This window comes from Corynebacterium glyciniphilum AJ 3170 (assembly GCF_000626675.1).
Classification (GTDB): domain Bacteria; phylum Actinomycetota; class Actinomycetes; order Mycobacteriales; family Mycobacteriaceae; genus Corynebacterium; species Corynebacterium glyciniphilum.
In genome coordinates, this window is sequence record NZ_CP006842.1 from 1,007,014 (window position 1) to 1,023,450 (window position 16,437).

Here is a 16,437-nt window from a genome sequence, read left to right on the forward strand (position 1 = left end):
TTATCCCACGCGACGGCCCGGTGGTGGTCGAACGGAGGTAGTTTCGGTGCCATGTGCGGACGCTATGTGATGTTCAGTACCACCGAGACGGTCCTCGCGGCGACGTCCCGCCTCGTCGGTGAGCAGGTCGGGGCGGTCGGTGGTGGGAGACCGCCGACGCCGAGCTGGAATATCGCACCGACCCACACTGTCGGCGTCCTGCGGCGTTTTTCCGGCGCGGTGACGCTGGGACCGGCCGCCTGGGGCTATCCGGCACCGTGGCGGGCCGGTACGGTTTTGTTCAATGCCCGCGGGGAGACCGTCTTCGACAAAGCCAGTTTCCGCGGGTCTGCTCCGTGCCTGTTCGTCATGGACGGGTGGTATGAGTGGAAGGATCGGCAGCCCTACTACGTCAGCTCCCGTTCTGACGCGGGGCACGAGCCTATGGTGGTGGCGGGACTGTGCCGTCCGGGGCAGGGGGCGGATCGGGGACGGCTGGAGGCCACGATGGTCACCGCGGCATCGGTGGCGCCGGTTGCCTGGCTGCATGACCGGATGCCGCGGGTGCTCGGAGTTGGTGAGGTCGGGAGCGACGAGACGGTGGCATGGCTCGACGGTTCGGACGGGGTCCGCCGGACCCTGGCTGCGTCACCACCGGGGGCAGGGATTCTGGGGACACTGGTGACTGGTGAAGCAGACCGGCGAGTCGGGAACGTGTCTGCGAACTGCGCGGACCTGATCGGCGACGCGGGACTGACTCGGGACTGACGCGGGACTGACGCGGGACTGACGCGGGGGAGTGACCCAGGGGACTAGGATGGATGGGAACAAGACCGACGCTGATGGCGTTGAGTCCGACAGGGTGAACGGGAAGGAGCCCATGAACAACCCAGTGAAGCGCACCGGTGACAGCGACGAGCAACTGCTCGCACGCTTCGAGGAGGATGCGCTGCCGCTGCTGGACCAGCTCTACGGTGCGGCGTTGCGGATGACCCGTAATCCCGCGGACGCCCAGGATCTGGTCCAGGACGCTTATATGAAAGCGTTTCAGGCGTTCGGCTCCTACAAACCCGGTACCAACCTGAAGGCGTGGATGTACCGCATCCTCACCAACACCTATATCAACCAGTACCGCAAGGCGCAGCGGCGTCCACGGGAGACATCGGATGAGGAGGTCACCGACTGGCAGTTGGCGGATTCGGCGTCGCACGACTCCACCGGCCTGCAGTCAGCGGAGATCGAGGCACTCCGTCGGATCCCCGACAAGCGCATCCAGGATGCGCTGATGGACCTCTCGGACGACTACCGCATGGTCGTCTACTACGCGGACGTTGAGCAGCTGCCGTACAAGGAGATCGCCGAGATCATGGACACGCCGATCGGCACGGTGATGAGTCGCCTGCACCGGGGGCGACGGCAGCTGCGCGCCAAACTCAAGGACGTCGCCGTCGAACACGGCATCGGAGCGGCGAAGCGGCCGGCAGGCAAGATCTGAGGAGTGTGACAAGGAATGTCTGACAACCCTGGGAACATGAGCGACAACCCGTGCAGCGCGTCGGGGAGGAGCGAGTGCGACGAGCTCGTCGAGGTGCTCTACGAGTACATCGACGTGAAGACCGGCGACTGTGAAGGCGAGCAGTACCGTCGTGTCCGGGCACGGCTCGAACAGCACGTGGACGAGTGTCCCTCCTGTCTGGAAGCCCTCGGTATCGAGCAGCAGGTCCGTGAGCTGCTGCGTTCGCGCTGTGGGGGACAGGCCCCGCAGGAGTTGCGGGGACGGATCGTGACCTCGCTGCAGTCGACGGTGACGACTTCGGTGAGGATCCGTTACTCAGAGTAGCGGGGCCGGGCTGTCCCCGGGAGCTTTCCGCAACCAGCACAATGAGGCCCGGCCCAGGACAGTGTGTCCTGGGCCGGGCCTCATCGGTGCTGTGCGAACGTTTAGGCGTTCGGACGGCTACGGTGGTTCGCCTTCTTCTTACGACGATCCTTGCGCTTGCGGCCACGCTTGCTCATGACGGCTCCTCATCGACGGTATGGATTGTGCAGATAACCGCTTCAGGATACCGGGGAGCACATCAGGTGGGAAATCCACCCCGGGCAGCGGACCGGTCGCTACGCGGTGGCGACGCGGGTGCGGGCGCGACCGCGGTTGTTGCGGCGCTTCAGGGCGCGACGCTCGTCTTCGCTCATGCCACCCCAGACGCCGGCGTCCTGGCCGGATTCGATGGCCCAGGCGAGGCAGGCGTTGGTGACGGGGCACTTGTTGCAGACCAGCTTCGCCTTGGCGATCTGGGCGAGTGCGGGGCCGGAGTTGCCCACCGGGAAGAAAAGCTCGGGGTCTTCGGAACGGCAGATGGCTTCGTGGCGCCAGTCCATGGTGATCTTCTCCTTCAACAGCGTTGTTGCAGTGTGGCAGACCGTTCTCCCCGGAATAGGTGGGCGGGCAGTCATGCCCGTCGCCGTGGGGGACGGTTCGAGTTCGTCGGTGGGATTCGGTGACACGCACCGGGTCACGGTAAGGTGAGTCACAGTGATCGTGTCGGGCAGAGAAGTAGGGCCGGGTTCGGTTCGTAACCTGTCCGTAACCTCGTGTCCCTCTCTCCGTTACATGTGCAATAGTGGCACGCCATGGTGGAGTCCGCTAGGGGGTCGGGCATTTTTGTGGTTAAGCTCACAAGCGGTCGATTTGGCTATTTAGGTAAGGGTGGGTTAACGGACAGCTTGGTCCGTAGCGGGCCTGTGCCAGTTGTCGCACGGTAGTTGACGCCCAGTACAATCTGCCCGTATGAGCCCCAGGAGCGCAGACGACGGTAAAGCACTTGTACTTCCCCCGAGCGTGCGTTGGGCTGGTTGGATCGGGATGGCAGAGGGGATCGCCGGGCTCGCTTTCGCGGTATATCTCGTGATCGGCGCGGTCCGGGGGGACGAAGACACCACCGCCCAGTTCGCCGGTGCGGGGGCGGAGTCGATCGGGTACGGGTGGGGGACTGCTGCGTGGTTCGGATTCTTCGGTGGGGTCATCGCTGTGGCCGGGTGGTGCCTGTCGACCGGACGCCGGTGGGGGCGTGGCCCCGTCGCGATGCTGCAGCTTTTCCTCGTGCTGATATCGGTCTACATGTTCTCTTCCGGGCGTCCGGAACTCGGTGCACCGACGGCGGCTCTCGGCGTCGTCGGCCTGGCGCTGATGTTCAACCCCAGTGCGGTGGAATGGGCGGCCCGACGCTACGGCCGTTGACGTAGTGCGACCATGTCGTCGCCGCGTTGCTCGACGACCACGTCGCCCTGCACCCGGAGACTGACCGGGCCGTCGTAGTCTCCGCGGTCGACAGGTACGGTGCGTTCCACGGAACCGGTGTCCCAGTCGGCCACGGCGATGCCGTCAGGCACCGGCACCAGGAGTGATCCTGCCATGGCAGCCCCGGAGCCGAGCGCGGGGACAGAGAAACGCGGTTCCAGGTTGGTCGGCCCGAATCCGATGAGGCGGTCGCCGTTGAACCACGTCATGTGGTGCGGCAGGTCCCCGGTCGCGGCGGTGAACGGGTCATCACCTTTGCCGTCGGCGAGGTGAGCCAGCGTGGGTGACGGGTCAGCAGGGTGCTGGTCAAATGATCCGTCGGAATGCAGGACCTGGAATCTGCTGCCTGCGTAGTCATCGGCGTCCGCGGCGCGACGGCCGTTGCCGTGCACGTAGATCACTGCAGCTTCCTGGGCGATCCCGACCAGCTCCGCGTCCGGCGGGACGGTGAACTCGTGAGTCGTCTCGGGTTCACTCGATTCCTCTGGATCGGCGACCTGCAGGCTGACGGTGCTTTTGCCGTCTTCACGGTCACAGTCGGCCAGGACGGCGAGCAGGTCCTTGCGGGTCTGTGCCGACGTGAACCGGCATCCGTCCAACGGCTGCACGTCCGCCTTCACAGGAGCCTCGACGTGTCCGGTCTCCACCGTACGGACGAGGTCAGAACGCCACAGTTCCGCCCGGTCGTCGCTGATCACACCAATGTGGTCGAGGGAGCGGAAGAACCGGACATCCGTACTGCCGAGTGCGGAGCGGGTGTCCTGGTAGCGGCCGGTGGAGGCGCTGAGGGACGTGACGTCCGAGCACCCTTTCGGTCCGCGGTAGACAACCACGACACGCCCCCAGTTACCCGCGACACCACAGAGCTCGCGGTCGCGGCTGTAACTCCATGCTTCCTGACCATCGTCGACGGAGACACCGCTCACCCGGTCACCGTCACGGACGACGGCGGTCCCGTCCACCAGGACAGGCTCACCGGAGTCGGACGGGAGCGAATGCGTGCGCCAGATCTCGTCGAGGTTCTCCGGCGGTGCATCGGCTGCCGACGGTGCCGCGACGGCCTCACCGGGGCCTGCTTCGGTACGGGATGTACCCCGGGAATCGGAGAAGAACCAGGTCCCCAGGACCAGGAGCAGTACGGTAACCGTGATCAGTGCGGTGACGATCAGATCGGTCCGCGACCGTTGTTCAGTGGGAACTCTGCCGCCCTGCTGGAGACGGAGCCGGTTCACTGCCGCGGCTTCCTCTTCGCCGGTGCTGTCGCCGATGCCGACCCCTGGACCTTACGTGGCGGCCCGACACGGTCCCGGACATCGTCGGGAAGGTCGAACTCGGCGAGAAATTCCGGGGACCCCGAGAACCACTGTGGTGGGTTATTCCGGCCGAGGTCCAGGGTTTCGTCGATGGCCCTCCAACGGGTCACTTCGTCCCACCCGACCAGGGTGACCGCCACGCCGGAGCGTCCCGCGCGTCCCGTGCGGCCGATACGGTGCACATAGGTCTTGTCGTCCTCGGGGACCTGGTAGTTGATCACGTGCGTGACGTCGTCGACGTCGATGCCGCGGGCGGCGACGTCGGTGGCCACCATCACGCTCACCCGCCCTTCCCGGAATGCGTTCAGTGAATTCTCGCGGTCCTTCTGCCGCATGTCCCCGTGGACGGCGCCGACGTCGAAACCGAGTTCGGCCAGGTCCCCGGCGATGATGGCTGCCTGGCGTTTGGTTTTGGCGAACACGATTGTGCGTCCCCGACCCGGTGTCTGCAGGATCCGGGCGAGCACGCTCATCCGGTCGAGCTTGTGGGACTGGAACACTGTCTGCCGGGTGGTGACGTGGGTAGCGCGGGCGTCGTCCAGGTCTGCACGGATCAGAACCGGGCGGTTCATGAACTCCCGGGTCAGAGCCACAATCGGCCCCGGCATTGTCGCGGAGAAGAGCATTGTCTGCCGCTCTTCGGCGGTCTGCGCCATGATCTTCTTGACATCGTCGAGGAATCCCTGATCGAGCATCTCATCGGCCTCGTCCAACACGAGGACCTCGACGTGGGAGAGGTCGAGGTGCCCTTGACGCGACAGGTCGAGCAACCGGCCGGGCGTGCCGACGACGAGGTCGGTCCCGCCGTCCAGCGCGGCGATCTGCTTCTCGAAGGGCACACCGCCGTAGATGGTCGTCACGGTGAAGGGACGTCCGGCAGCCGTGACGTGCCGGGATGCCGCGGCGAGGTCGCCTGCCACCTGGATGCCCAGTTCCCTGGTGGGAACCACGACCAGACCGCGGACGGAGCCGTCGAGCTCGCTGACCGCGGCATCGTCGAAGAGCCTGTCGAGTAGAGGAATGCCGAATCCCAGGGTCTTTCCCATCCCGGTGCGCGCCTGCCCGATGAGGTCCTTGCCGACCAGGGCGAGCGGCAGAGTGCGCTCCTGGATCGCGAAAGCCTCCGCGATCCCGTCTTCCTCGAGCGCATCGACGATCTCGGCGGCCACACCGAGATCCCGGAACGTTGGTCGCACCACGGGCGTCATCCCCTCCATCGTCTTATCTTCGTTCGTCGCTATGATGGTCCACGTTACAGTCATCGCAATGCGAGAGAGAAAGAAAGGCCTGAAGGCACCCTATGGACATCAAGGTCGGATTCGTCGACAACCCCCGCGATCTCGTCATCACCAGTGCAGATGAGCAGGACGCAGTCGTGGCAGAGGTGGAGAAGTTCCTCACCTCGGAGGAGGCCGGCTCGGCAAGCACCCTGACCCTCAAAGACAACAAGGGGTCGGTGTTCGTCATCGTGCGTAACCAGGTGGCTTACGTGGAGGTCGGTTCCTCGGCACAGCGTCCGGTCGGGTTTATCTGAGCCGGCCCATCTGATTCATCTGACACAGCCGAGTAAACTGCATGCCTTCCGACGGATCCCCCCACGACCCCACGCCCCGACCGGGGCGAGAAGACGGGCAGATTCGCCGGGAGCGCTTCAGTATGCCCAGATCGACCGGGGGGACAGCCCCTGGTGCCACTGAGCAGACCCGTGGGGCGGAACAGTTCCGGCAGCGTCAGCTACGCCGTCGCCGGTGGCTCAGCGCCGGTGGAGCCCTGGTTTTCCTGCTCACCGTCGCCGTTGTCGCGGAGCTCGTGGTTGCCGGGGGAAAAGACGACACGGCAGACCTCTCGGGCGTCTCGGAGGTGTCGGACGCAGGTGCGTCGGAGGATGTTGCCGACGAACCGCAGGACGGCCCCGTGCCCGGTGACGCGCCGGACGCGGGCGGTGTAGGCGAACTGCCCTCCGGGGGGACAGTGACGGCGCGGGGTGACGGGGACTACCGCGGTGTCGGGTCAGCGGGAATGACCGCCGGCGACCCGGACAGGGATGACGCAGACACCTACAGCTTCGTTGTGGAGGTCGAGAACGGGCTCGACGTCTCCTCATTCGGGGGTGGGGACGCGTTTGCTGCGGCTGTGGACGCGACGCTGTCTGATCCGCGGTCCTGGATCTCAGACGGTACCTTCGCCTTCCGGCATGTCAGCGTCACTGACCGGCGTGCGCCGGACCTGAGGATCCGCCTGACCAGCCCCGAGACGACACGGGAGGTGTGTGGTGCCCAGATTGAGCTGGAGACCAGTTGTTTCGTCCGTGGGCCGGACGTCGAGGGGGAGCGACGGGGGGCAGCGGCAGCCGGACGCGTCGTCGTCAATGCCGCCCGGTGGGTCCGTGGGGCGACGACGTTCGAGGGCGACCTCGGCTCCTACCGGCAGTACCTCCTGAACCATGAGGTCGGCCACGGGCTGGGGTTCGCCCGGCATCAGGTGTGCCCGGAGGACGGCGTTCTTGCACCGGTGATGATGCAGCAGACTCTGAGTCTCAACAACGGCGAACTCGAGGATCTCGAGGCCGGTGCGGAGTACGGGGAGGCAGGACGGGACGCGACATGCCGCCCCAATTCCTGGCCGTACCCGCACGGGCGTAGTGAGGGGGACCCGGTGGACGTCCGGGACTGAGTGTCCCGGGTGACCTGCGTGTTCGAACGGACACAGGGAACTGTCCGGATCGCGGGTTAAAGTGTGTAGCCATGATCGAGAACTCCACGCCGAATGCATCTGTTCCCGCGGCCGCTCCACCGGCGGCGATCAGGGCAGGTTTCCAGGTGTCCCAGGCCACACCGGTGGAACTCGGTGGTGCGTGGGGCGACGGGTGGCGTTGTGACCGTGCTGTGCTGGTGCCCTCCGAGGACCGTGCTCGGGCGACCTGGACGGCTCAGATGATGGACCGAGTACGTCCCGCCGGTGTTTCCGTCGCCCGGCCACTGCGGTCGACTGACGGCCGGTACGCCGTCGGCGGGTGGACGGCCCGCGGATTCCTCTCCGGTCACCGTGCTCCCCGGTTCGACGAGACAGCGGCCAGTGTCCTGCGGTTCAACGAGGCGCTTGACCAGGCGATGCAGGGGGAGGGTCGCCCACCGTTCCTGGACACGGCGTCGCGGTTGTCCGGCGCCGCCGTTCAGGAACGGGTCCTGAGCGAGACGGAGCTTTTCGCCGTGGCAGAGTCGGCCGCGTGGGCTGATGACCCTACCGATCTGCTCATGCCGGTCATGGACCTGACCGTCGTCCCGCGGGACGATGTCGCCGCAGCCATGGAGAAAGCCACCGGTCTGATGCTCCTCCGAGAGGCAGTCACTGCCCCGGACCAGCTCGTCCACGGTGATGCACTGGGGTGCACCGTCTATGACGGCTACGCGGATCCGGCGATTGTGGACTTCGTGCCTGCCTGGCGCCCCACGGGATGGTCTGTCGCCCTCCTCGTCGTCGATGCGATCGCCTGGGCGAATGCCGAGGACGGTCTGCTCGACCGATGGTCCCATCTGCAGGACTTCGACCAGCTCCTGCTGCGCGCGGTGATGTTCCGCCTGTTCGCCCATGCTGCGGTGCCGGGAACCCTGCCGCAGGCCTGGCCGGGGCTGTCACGGGTCAGTGACGTGGTCGCGGCCAGGGTCGGCGGAGTGCGCCGGGCGATGCCGGTGGACGATGCCTCTGCAGACTCCGCAGATGGAACGGGTGCTGATGCTCCGCTGGAGCAGGGCCCCCGGGGGAACTGAGTCGTGGCCGACGGCACAGGGACAGACAGCACGGCCACGAGTCGTTCGAGACAGGACGCCAGGGAGGACGCAGAGCTCCGGCGTCGCATCGGTTCGGCGGGAACCGTGGATGTGCGCCTGGATACTGACACTGACACTGCCGGCACGCAGGCTGACAGTGCCGGAGAGCCCGCGACACCCCGTCAGTGGGACGGCCTGGCGTCGGCGCTGGTGTCCGGCGACGAGAGGCTGGACACCCGCCTGCCGTACTCCGTGCTGGGTGGGCCCGGCACCGGCAAGACCTCACTGCTCGTCGACACGGTCGTCGATTTTCTCGACAGTGGGGGAACCGCGGACGAGGTCATGGTCGTGGCACCGTCGAAGGAGGCTGCCGGAGCGTTGCGTGACCAGATCGCTGACGCTGTACGGTCCCGGGACGACTACGCCACCACCGGAACAATGGTGCGCTCCGTGCACTCGTGGGCCTTCGCCTTTCTGCGTGCCGTCGCCCAGGAAGATCAGGCGGCGCGGGCAGCACAGCCCCGCCTGATGACGGGTGCGGAGCATGATCTCCAGATCCGCACCCTTCTCCGCGGTCATGCCGAGGACGGCACGGGCCAGTGGCCCGAGGACATCCGTCCGGCACTGCCGCTGGTGGGGTTCGCACGCCAGCTCCGTGATCTCCTGCTGCGCGCGGCCGAGCGGGGGGTCGACGCAACAGCCCTGGCCGAGCTCGGTGCCCGGTACGACGAGCCGATGTGGTCGGCTGCCGGGGATTTCCTCCGTGAGTACGGACAGATCCAGGCACTGTCAGCCACCAACAACCTCAATGCCTCCGAACTGCTGCACACCACCCTTGCTGTCCTCGATGAGCATCCGGAGGTCCTGGAGCGGCATCGTGGCACGATCCGGCTCGTACTCGTCGACGACGCGCATAACCTTGACCCGGCATCGGGCCAGTTCATCTCCCGGTTCATGGTCCCTGGCGTCCGTAGCCTTGTCGCCGGGGATCCGGACCAGTGTGTCTTTCATTTCCGTGGCGCGGATGAAACTTTCCTTACCGGCATCGCCGCCGATGAGGACCGACGGGTCGTGCTCTCCCGCTCACACCGTCTGCCCGGGGGGCTTGTGGCGGCCGTGAACCTCCTGGAGACCCGTCTGCCTGCCCAGCCGACACGGGTGACGGTGCGCGAGGGAAAGACTGCCGGGGGGCCTGCCGGACTGGCGGTGCGGCGTTCCCCGTCCCGGACGGCAGATACCCTCGTCGTCACCGACGAGATCAGGCGGGCACATGTCATCGAAGGCGTGCCGTGGGACGACATCGCCGTCGTCGTGCGTTCGACCGCAGACATCCCGGTCCTGCGACGGGCATTGCTCTCCCACGGAGTACCCGTCAAAGTCGACCCCACCAGTGTTGTCCTGGCGGACCAGCCGTTGGTCAGGGTGATTCTGCTCGCGCTCGACGCACTCGTGCGCCCCTTGAGTGGCGTTGAGATGCAGCAACTCATCGAGAGCCCCATCGGAGGGGCTGATCCGGTGATGCTGCGTCGCGTGGAACGTGCGGTCGCCCCGCTGCTGACCGGCACCGGGATGCGGGCGATGGATGCGGTGACCGCGATCGTCACGGGGCAGGCAGACGCCGAGGAACGAGAACTCTGGACCAGCCGATTCGGACCTCGCGAACAGCAGGTCATCGAGCGCGTCACCCAGGTCATCGAGGCCGGACGGGCTGCGTTGGATCAGAAGACGGCGACGTCACCTGTCGAGGCGGTGCTCTGGGCGGTCTGGCAGGCCGCGGACCTCTCCAGTTCCCTCCAGGTCCAGGCCTTGCGCGGCGGTACCCTCGGATCGCAGGCAGACCGTGACCTCGACGCCGTCATGAGCCTGTTCGACCTTGCCGGCGATGTCGTGGAACGCACGCCCACGGTCACCCTGGAGACTTTCCTGGAGGACGTGAGGTCCCAGGAACTGCCCACCGGAGGGCGCGACCGACGCGGTGTACGACCGGACGCCGTCGAGATCCTTCCCGCCCACGCGGCCGCGGGCAGGCAGTGGGGTGTGGTTGTCGTGGCAGGGGTCCAGGAAGACAGCTGGCCGGCGGGGCCGACCGTGGGGGGACTGTTCGGACAGCAGGAGCTCGTCGATCTCATCGACCGTGGGATCTCACCGCACATCCCGGTGTCCCGTGCGGCCGCTGCGCTGTCTGAGGAGCGACGCCTGTTCCTCCTGGCGGTGTCGCGAGCGCGGATACGCACCCTGGTGACCGCCGTTGACTCCGCAGGTGACGACACCAGCGTCCCCTCGCGTTTCCTCGAGGAGATCGAGGATGCCGCCACAGCCGGAGCGGAGCCGGAAGGCCGTCCGGAGGATACGACGGCGACCGCAGAGCCGTCGCCCGCGGCTGGTCCCGTTGTGTCGTCCATGGCGTCGTCCTTGGCGTCTGCTCTGGCCCCGGCGTTGCCGAGGGTGCTGGCTCTGGAACCGTTGATCGCCGAACTCCGCGATGTCGTCTGTGACGGCAACCGCGCCGGCCATGAACGCGATGCGGCGGCACACAATCTTGCCCGGCTGGCGGAGGCCGGTGTCTACGGTGCGAACCCTGATCAGTGGTGGGGGATCGCACCACCGTCGACCACCGGCCCGGCTGTCGCTCCACCCCGCGGGGACGCCGCGCCCACCGTCCGAATCAGCCCCACCACCCTGGAGTCCCTCGACGACGGTTGCGACACCGTGGCCTTCCTCCGTGGCCTCACAGGAGGGGCGTCCACCGAACAGATGAAGGTCGGCGTACTCATCCATGCTGTTGCCGAGGGGTTCGCCAACGGTCTCGGCTATGACGACGCCCGTGACATCGTCGCTGACGCTGTCCCGTACCTCGTTGACGGTCCGTCGTGGACGGCCGCCCCGCTGACGGACAGTTGTCTCACTGCGGTGGACCGTCTCTACACCTGGATCCTCGAACGGGAGGGGCTGGGCAGAACGGTGGAGGTGGAGCGCACGCTCGAGCGACGCATCGGGACCACCGACGGCGGACTGCCGATCGTCCTCGCCGGACGGGCGGACCGCGTCGAGACCGACGCAGCAGGCCGGTCGACGGTCGTCGATTTCAAGACCGGACGCAGCGCGAAGACGAAGAAGGAGGCTGCGGAAAGCCGGCAGCTGTCCGCCTACCAGCTGCTCATCGACGGGGAACCAGGCATGACCGCTGACGGAGCGATGCTGGTATACCCCCGCCGCGACACCACCACCGTCACGGTGCTGCAACAGGCAGCCATGAGCACCGAGGAGCTGGAGGAGTTCCGGGCGTTGGCCGTCGATGCCGCCACTAGAGTGACCGGCCCGGTGTTCCGGGCGACCGCGGAGAACTGTGAATCCTCCGACTACGCATGTCTGTGCCCGGCCTGCCGGGCAGGGGAGCAGGTGATCTAGGTGGGCACGATCGGCCCGAACGAATTGTCGATGATGCTGGGCCAGCAGTTCGGCCCCACACCGCAGCAGGCAGCCGTCATCGGAGCGGATCCAGGACCGACGCTTGTCGTCGCCGGTGCGGGTGCAGGAAAGACCGAGACGATGGCGGCACGCGTCGTCTGGCTCGTCGCCAACGGACTCGTCGCCCCGGAACAGGTTCTCGGGCTGACGTTCACGAGGAAAGCGGCGCGGGAACTGGGACAACGGATCCGCCGCCGGCTGCAGACACTGGCCGACTCGGGTTTTCTCGACACCCTCCCCGTGGACGATCCCCGCCATGAGGCGCTGCACAACATCATCCCCACGGTGTCCACCTACGACGCCTACGCCGGATCGGTCGTGCGCGAATACGGCCTTCTCCTGCCGATGGAGCCCGCCGGGCGCATCATCTCCGACACGGAACGGTGGATGATCGCCCGCGACGTCGTCAGCGACTGGCCGACCGGATTCACCACCTCCCGGTCACTGCCGTCGATCATTGACGACATGCTGGACCTCTCCGACGAGATGGACAACCACCTCGTCGGTGCCGACCGGGTCGCCGAGGAATGTCGTGTCACCGCTGCGGAGATCGACGGACTGCCCGACCGGGACGGCAAGGCGCTCAAGGGCGTCGACACCACTCTGGAGGCGATCAACGGTGCCCTGACCTACCGTCAGGAACTGTTGGGCCTGGTCGCCGCCTACCGGGACACCCTCAGTGAACGTAACCTGATGACCTTTGGACAGCAGATGTCCAAGGCGGCCCAGCTCGTCCAGTCCCATGACCGTGTCGGAGAGGCGCAGCGCCGCCGTTTCCGGGTTGTGATGCTCGACGAGTACCAGGACACCGGCCACGCCCAACGGGTGCTGCTGCAGAACCTCTTCGGCAATGGCACTGATCCCGCACTCACCGTCACCGCTGTGGGCGACCCGATGCAGTCCATCTACGGTTTCCGCGGTGCGACCGCCGCCAACCTCGCCCATTTCCGCACTGATTTCCCGACCGCCACCGGTCCCGCACCGACACTCGAACTCACCACCTCCTGGCGTAATCCCGCGCGGGTCCTGGACCTGGCGAACACGGTGTCGCGGTGGTCGATGAACACCGACAGCCCTATGGTGTCGCCGCTGTCGGCGCGTCCCGGGGCCGGCACCGGGGAGGTGAAGCTCGGCTGGTTCGACACCCGTGAAGAGGAACTCGACTGGCTCGCCGATGACCTGGCGGCCCGTTACCGGGAGCACCGGGAACAGAAGGCGGACGGTGGCGCACCGTTCTCCGCCGCTGTCCTGTTGCGGAAGAACGCCGACGCTCAACCGATCCATGACCTGTTGCGTGCCAGGGGCGTTCCCGTCGACATGACGGCCGGGCCCGGGCTGCTCGACGTCCCCGAGGTCGCAGACGTCTTCGCCACCCTCCGGGTCCTCGTCGACCCCGGTGACGACATTGCCGTACTCCGGCTGATTACCGGGGTGCGCTGGAACATCGGCGCGGCCGATGTACTCGCTCTAGCCCGACGCGTCGACCAGCTCTCACGACGGGACGGCCGCGCGGTCAGTGGTGACGCCGCCGTATCCTCGGACGAGTCGACCGGGGCGAGCGGCTTCACCGCCTTGGTCACTGAGCAGGCCGGTGACTCCCCGGCGTTGGCGACCGTGCGCCGCAGACTCGCCGAGATCGACCGCGACAGTCACAGAGTGTCGGTCGGCCTGGCCGAGGCATTGGCTGACCTGCGCGGTATGGAGGACTTCGGGATGTCCACCGAGGGCGCCCGACGTCTCGGCGAACTCGGGCGGGAACTGCGGTTCCTACGGCGGCATTCCTTGGCGAAACCGCTCACGGACCTCGTCGCCGACATCGAGAACATGACCGGGGTCCGCACCGAAGTCCTGACCCGCTACCACCGCAGTACCGACCGGTCGATCGGCACCAGTCACCTCGACAAGTTCGCCGAGGTCGTCCGGTCGTTCTCCGAACTCAGCGCATCGAGCCCTGCTGCCCTGGTCGACTATCTGCGCTCGGCCTCCGCCAGGGAGAAAGGGCTCGATCCCGGGGAAGTGGAGGTGCGGACCGACTGCGTCCAGCTGCTCACCGTGCACAAGGCCAAGGGGCTGGAGTGGGAGATCGTCGCCGTCCCCCACGCCACCCGGAAGACCTACGCCGACGCCGTCAAACGTCCCGGCGTGACGTCCTGGACGACCAATGCACGGATCCTGCCGTCAGGGTTGCGCGGGGACGCCGCCACTGGTCCGGACGACGTCACCGGTGCACCGGTGCTCGATCTCAGCGATGTCGAGGACCGTAAGGGCGTGGTTGAGGCGCAGGACAGGTTCAAGGTCGAGCTCGGTGTGCACGGTGCGCAGGAGGACGACCGCCTGTTCTACGTCGCAGTCACCCGCAGCGAACAGACCCTCCTGGTCAGTGGGGCGGCGTTCAACAACGCCGACAAGAAGCCCGTGGACCCCTCGGTTGCGCTCACCCTTCTGCGCGACCGTGCCAGGGCCAGTCACCCGGAGTCCATCGTCACCTGGTCTGACCTGGGCATGGAATACTCCAAGACAGAGCTCCGGCGCCTGGAGAACGGCCCGCACCACCGGGAAGACCAGGTGATGGTGCCGGACAACCCGGCCGCACGCAATGATCTCATCGCCGAGGTGCACCGTGACGCGCCTGCTGCGCCGACGGCGGTGTGGCCGCGTCCCGTCCTCACAGATCCGGAGCGGGAGGGGGCAGCGGCCGTGGCGGACGGCATCCGGAGGGTTCGGGCGGCGCGTGCAGGCATCGCCGCCGAGGAGCCGGGCCGACGCGCCCCGGACGCAGGCACGCTTGCGGACCAGTGGGAGCAGGAGACCAGCGTGCTGATTGACGAGTACCGTGCCGGTGCTGTCCCCGAGGTCGTCGTTCCGCTGGGCACCCGTCTCACTGCGACCGAAGCGGTCTCATTGTCTCGCGACCGTGCCGAGTTCGCCCGACGCCGACGGCGTCCGGTGCCGATGGAGCCGCGCCCGTACACGAAGAGGGGTACCGCGTTCCACAACTGGGTCGAGAAGCAGTACGGCGTCGCGAGCCTCCTCGACGAGGACGAGCTGCCCGGCGCCGCAGACGCGACCCTGACCGACCCTGCGCTGGACCATCTCAAGCAACGCTTCCTCGACAGCGAGTGGGCGCAGCGCACACCCGAGACCGTGGAAGGAGCCTACTCCGTCACCCTCGCCGGTCACGTGTTCGAGGGACGTATCGACGCTGTGTTCCGGGACGGGGACGGGTGGTTCGTCGTCGACTGGAAGACGGGACGCCGCCCCAGTGGTGCTGAACTCGCCTCCGCCGAGCTGCAACTGGCCGTCTACCGTCTGGCGTGGGCGAAAGTTCAGTCGGTCCGACTGGGACGTCCGGTGCCTCCGGAGTCGGTCCGGGCCGCCTTCCACTACGTGCTCGCCAATGAGACCTATGAACCGGGTACACTGCCGACATCAGCGCAACTGGCCGCACTGATCGGTCAGGACCACGGCGACGGTGCAGAGGGTAGCGGAGACAGGGAGGGGCAGCAGTGGTGAATGACAGGCTCAGAGACCGGTTCCGGTCCGACTCGGACATCGACGCCCTCCCACCACGGTCACTGATCAAGATCATCAACATCCCGGCCAGTGCGCCGGTCAGTCCGTGGTGGTTGATCAGTCGACGGATGATCTACGCCCTCGCTCTGATCTTCGTCTCCTCGGCCGTGGTCTACATCGACCGGGACGGTTATACCGGCGTGGTCACCTTCCTCGACGCTGTCTACTATTCAGCGGTGTCCCTGTCCACGACCGGCTACGGTGACATCACACCGGTCACCCAGTCTGCACGGCTGGTCAACATCCTCGTCATCACACCGATGCGGGTCATCTTCCTGATCCTCCTGGTCGGCACGACACTGTCGGTGCTGACCGAGGAATCCCGTAAGACCCTGCAGATCCGCCGTTGGAGAAGGCACATGCGCAATCACACCGTCGTCATCGGGTACGGGACCAAAGGCCGGGCGGCGACGACCGCACTGCTCGCCGACGGCGTACCGTCCTCGCAGATCGTCGTCGTCGACTCTGACCCCGAGGCGCTCACCCACGCGTCCTCCCGGGGTCTGGTCACTGTCCAGGGGCAGGCCACGCGCTCGGACGTCCTGAAGCTGGCGGGTGTGACCCGCGCCAGGGCCGTGGTCGTGGCACCCAACCAGGACGATACGGCCGTGCTGATCACGCTGTCGGTGCGGGAGATCGCCGCCTCGGCGACGATCGTGGCCTCGGTCCGGGAGTCGGAGAACTCCCACCTGCTGCGACAGTCGGGAGCGGACTCCGTTGTCGTCTCTTCCGAGACCGCCGGGCGCATGCTGGGACTGGCCACCGTCAGCCCGTCGGTGACCGGCATGATGGAAGATCTGCTCAGTCCGGACGAAGGATTCTCTGTCGCTGAGCGGGTGGTCGGGGAGGACGAGGTGGGCGGCAACCCCCGCAATCTCGAGGACATCGTCCTCGGTGTGGTGCGGTCGGGCGTGCTCTACCGGGTCGATTCCTCGGAGGCAGAAACCGTGGAACCTGGCGACAGGCTGCTCTACATCCGCCGCATCACCGGTGGCCCCGACACCAACTGAAACCAACTGACACCCACTGACACCCACTG

14 protein-coding genes are annotated in these 16,437 nt (G+C 66.8%); 10 read left to right on the forward strand and 4 right to left on the reverse strand.

Annotated elements, in window-relative coordinates; translation table 11 throughout:
- The first annotated feature begins 69 nt into the window (after positions 1–69).
- From CGLY_RS04690 to rsrA, 3 genes are all read left to right on the forward strand, one after another.
- Positions 70–747 (forward strand): SOS response-associated peptidase, encoded by a 678-nt coding sequence (locus tag CGLY_RS04690; RefSeq protein ID WP_265101959.1) that lies wholly within the window; start codon positions 70–72, stop codon positions 745–747.
- Positions 748–859: 112 nt separating this feature from the next.
- Entirely contained in the window at positions 860–1,474 is a 615-nt protein-coding gene (locus CGLY_RS04695) for a sigma-70 family RNA polymerase sigma factor (RefSeq protein ID WP_038551374.1), read from the forward strand.
- A gap of 15 nt (positions 1,475–1,489) precedes the next feature.
- Positions 1,490–1,819 carry a mycothiol system anti-sigma-R factor gene (gene rsrA / locus CGLY_RS04700; protein ID WP_227590378.1) on the forward strand — a complete coding sequence of 110 codons (330 nt, stop codon included), beginning with the start codon at positions 1,490–1,492 and terminating at the stop codon, positions 1,817–1,819.
- A 101-nt stretch (positions 1,820–1,920) separates the two neighbouring features.
- Here rsrA and CGLY_RS18085 read toward each other — a convergent pair whose 3' ends face one another.
- Positions 1,921–1,995, reverse strand: coding sequence for a 50S ribosomal protein bL37 (locus CGLY_RS18085; RefSeq protein WP_369803638.1), 75 nt, complete (start codon positions 1,993–1,995; stop codon positions 1,921–1,923).
- Between the two features lie 99 nt (positions 1,996–2,094).
- On the reverse strand, positions 2,095–2,358 hold the full coding sequence (locus tag CGLY_RS04705; protein ID WP_038546744.1) for a WhiB family transcriptional regulator: 264 nt from the start codon (positions 2,356–2,358) through the stop codon (positions 2,095–2,097).
- Positions 2,359–2,767: 409 nt separating this feature from the next.
- On the opposite strand from CGLY_RS04705, the gene CGLY_RS04710 reads away from it, so the two are divergent.
- A complete protein-coding gene (locus CGLY_RS04710) occupies positions 2,768–3,217 on the forward strand; it encodes a hypothetical protein (protein WP_038546747.1) in 450 nt (149 codons plus the stop codon).
- Here the strand turns inward: CGLY_RS04710 and CGLY_RS04715 are convergent.
- Positions 3,205–4,509, reverse strand: coding sequence for an Rv3212 family protein (locus CGLY_RS04715; RefSeq protein WP_038546750.1), 1,305 nt, complete (start codon positions 4,507–4,509; stop codon positions 3,205–3,207). The two genes, CGLY_RS04710 and CGLY_RS04715, sit on opposite strands and share 13 nt — an antisense overlap.
- Positions 4,506–5,798, reverse strand: a complete 1,293-nt coding sequence (locus CGLY_RS04720; protein ID WP_407080804.1) for a DEAD/DEAH box helicase — start codon at positions 5,796–5,798, stop codon at positions 4,506–4,508. Before CGLY_RS04720 ends, CGLY_RS04715 begins: the two co-directional genes overlap by 4 nt.
- Positions 5,799–5,890: 92 nt before the next feature.
- On the opposite strand from CGLY_RS04720, the gene CGLY_RS04725 reads away from it, so the two are divergent.
- The 6 genes from CGLY_RS04725 to CGLY_RS04750 all read left to right on the forward strand — a co-directional run bounded on the left by CGLY_RS04725 (position 5,891) and on the right by CGLY_RS04750 (position 16,408).
- Positions 5,891–6,124 (forward strand): DUF3107 domain-containing protein, encoded by a 234-nt coding sequence (locus CGLY_RS04725; protein ID WP_038546756.1) that lies wholly within the window; start codon positions 5,891–5,893, stop codon positions 6,122–6,124.
- 122 nt (positions 6,125–6,246) lie between these two features.
- The gene (locus tag CGLY_RS04730) at positions 6,247–7,263 is read left to right on the forward strand and encodes a DUF3152 domain-containing protein (protein WP_052539678.1); all 1,017 of its coding nucleotides are present in this window, start codon (positions 6,247–6,249) and stop codon (positions 7,261–7,263) included.
- Between the two features lie 71 nt (positions 7,264–7,334).
- The gene (locus tag CGLY_RS04735; protein ID WP_052539680.1) at positions 7,335–8,357 is read left to right on the forward strand and encodes a TIGR02569 family protein; all 1,023 of its coding nucleotides are present in this window, start codon (positions 7,335–7,337) and stop codon (positions 8,355–8,357) included.
- A gap of 3 nt (positions 8,358–8,360) precedes the next feature.
- A complete protein-coding gene (locus tag CGLY_RS04740; RefSeq protein WP_052539681.1) occupies positions 8,361–11,765 on the forward strand; it encodes an ATP-dependent helicase in 3,405 nt (1,134 codons plus the stop codon).
- Complete coding sequence (locus tag CGLY_RS04745) at positions 11,766–15,338, forward strand: UvrD-helicase domain-containing protein (RefSeq protein WP_227590379.1); 3,573 nt, start codon at positions 11,766–11,768, stop codon at positions 15,336–15,338. It abuts the gene before it with no gap.
- Positions 15,335–16,408, forward strand: coding sequence for a potassium channel family protein (locus CGLY_RS04750; RefSeq protein WP_038551389.1), 1,074 nt, complete (start codon positions 15,335–15,337; stop codon positions 16,406–16,408). The genes CGLY_RS04745 and CGLY_RS04750 overlap by 4 nt, the downstream gene beginning before the upstream one ends.
- Positions 16,409–16,437 lie beyond the last annotated feature (29 nt).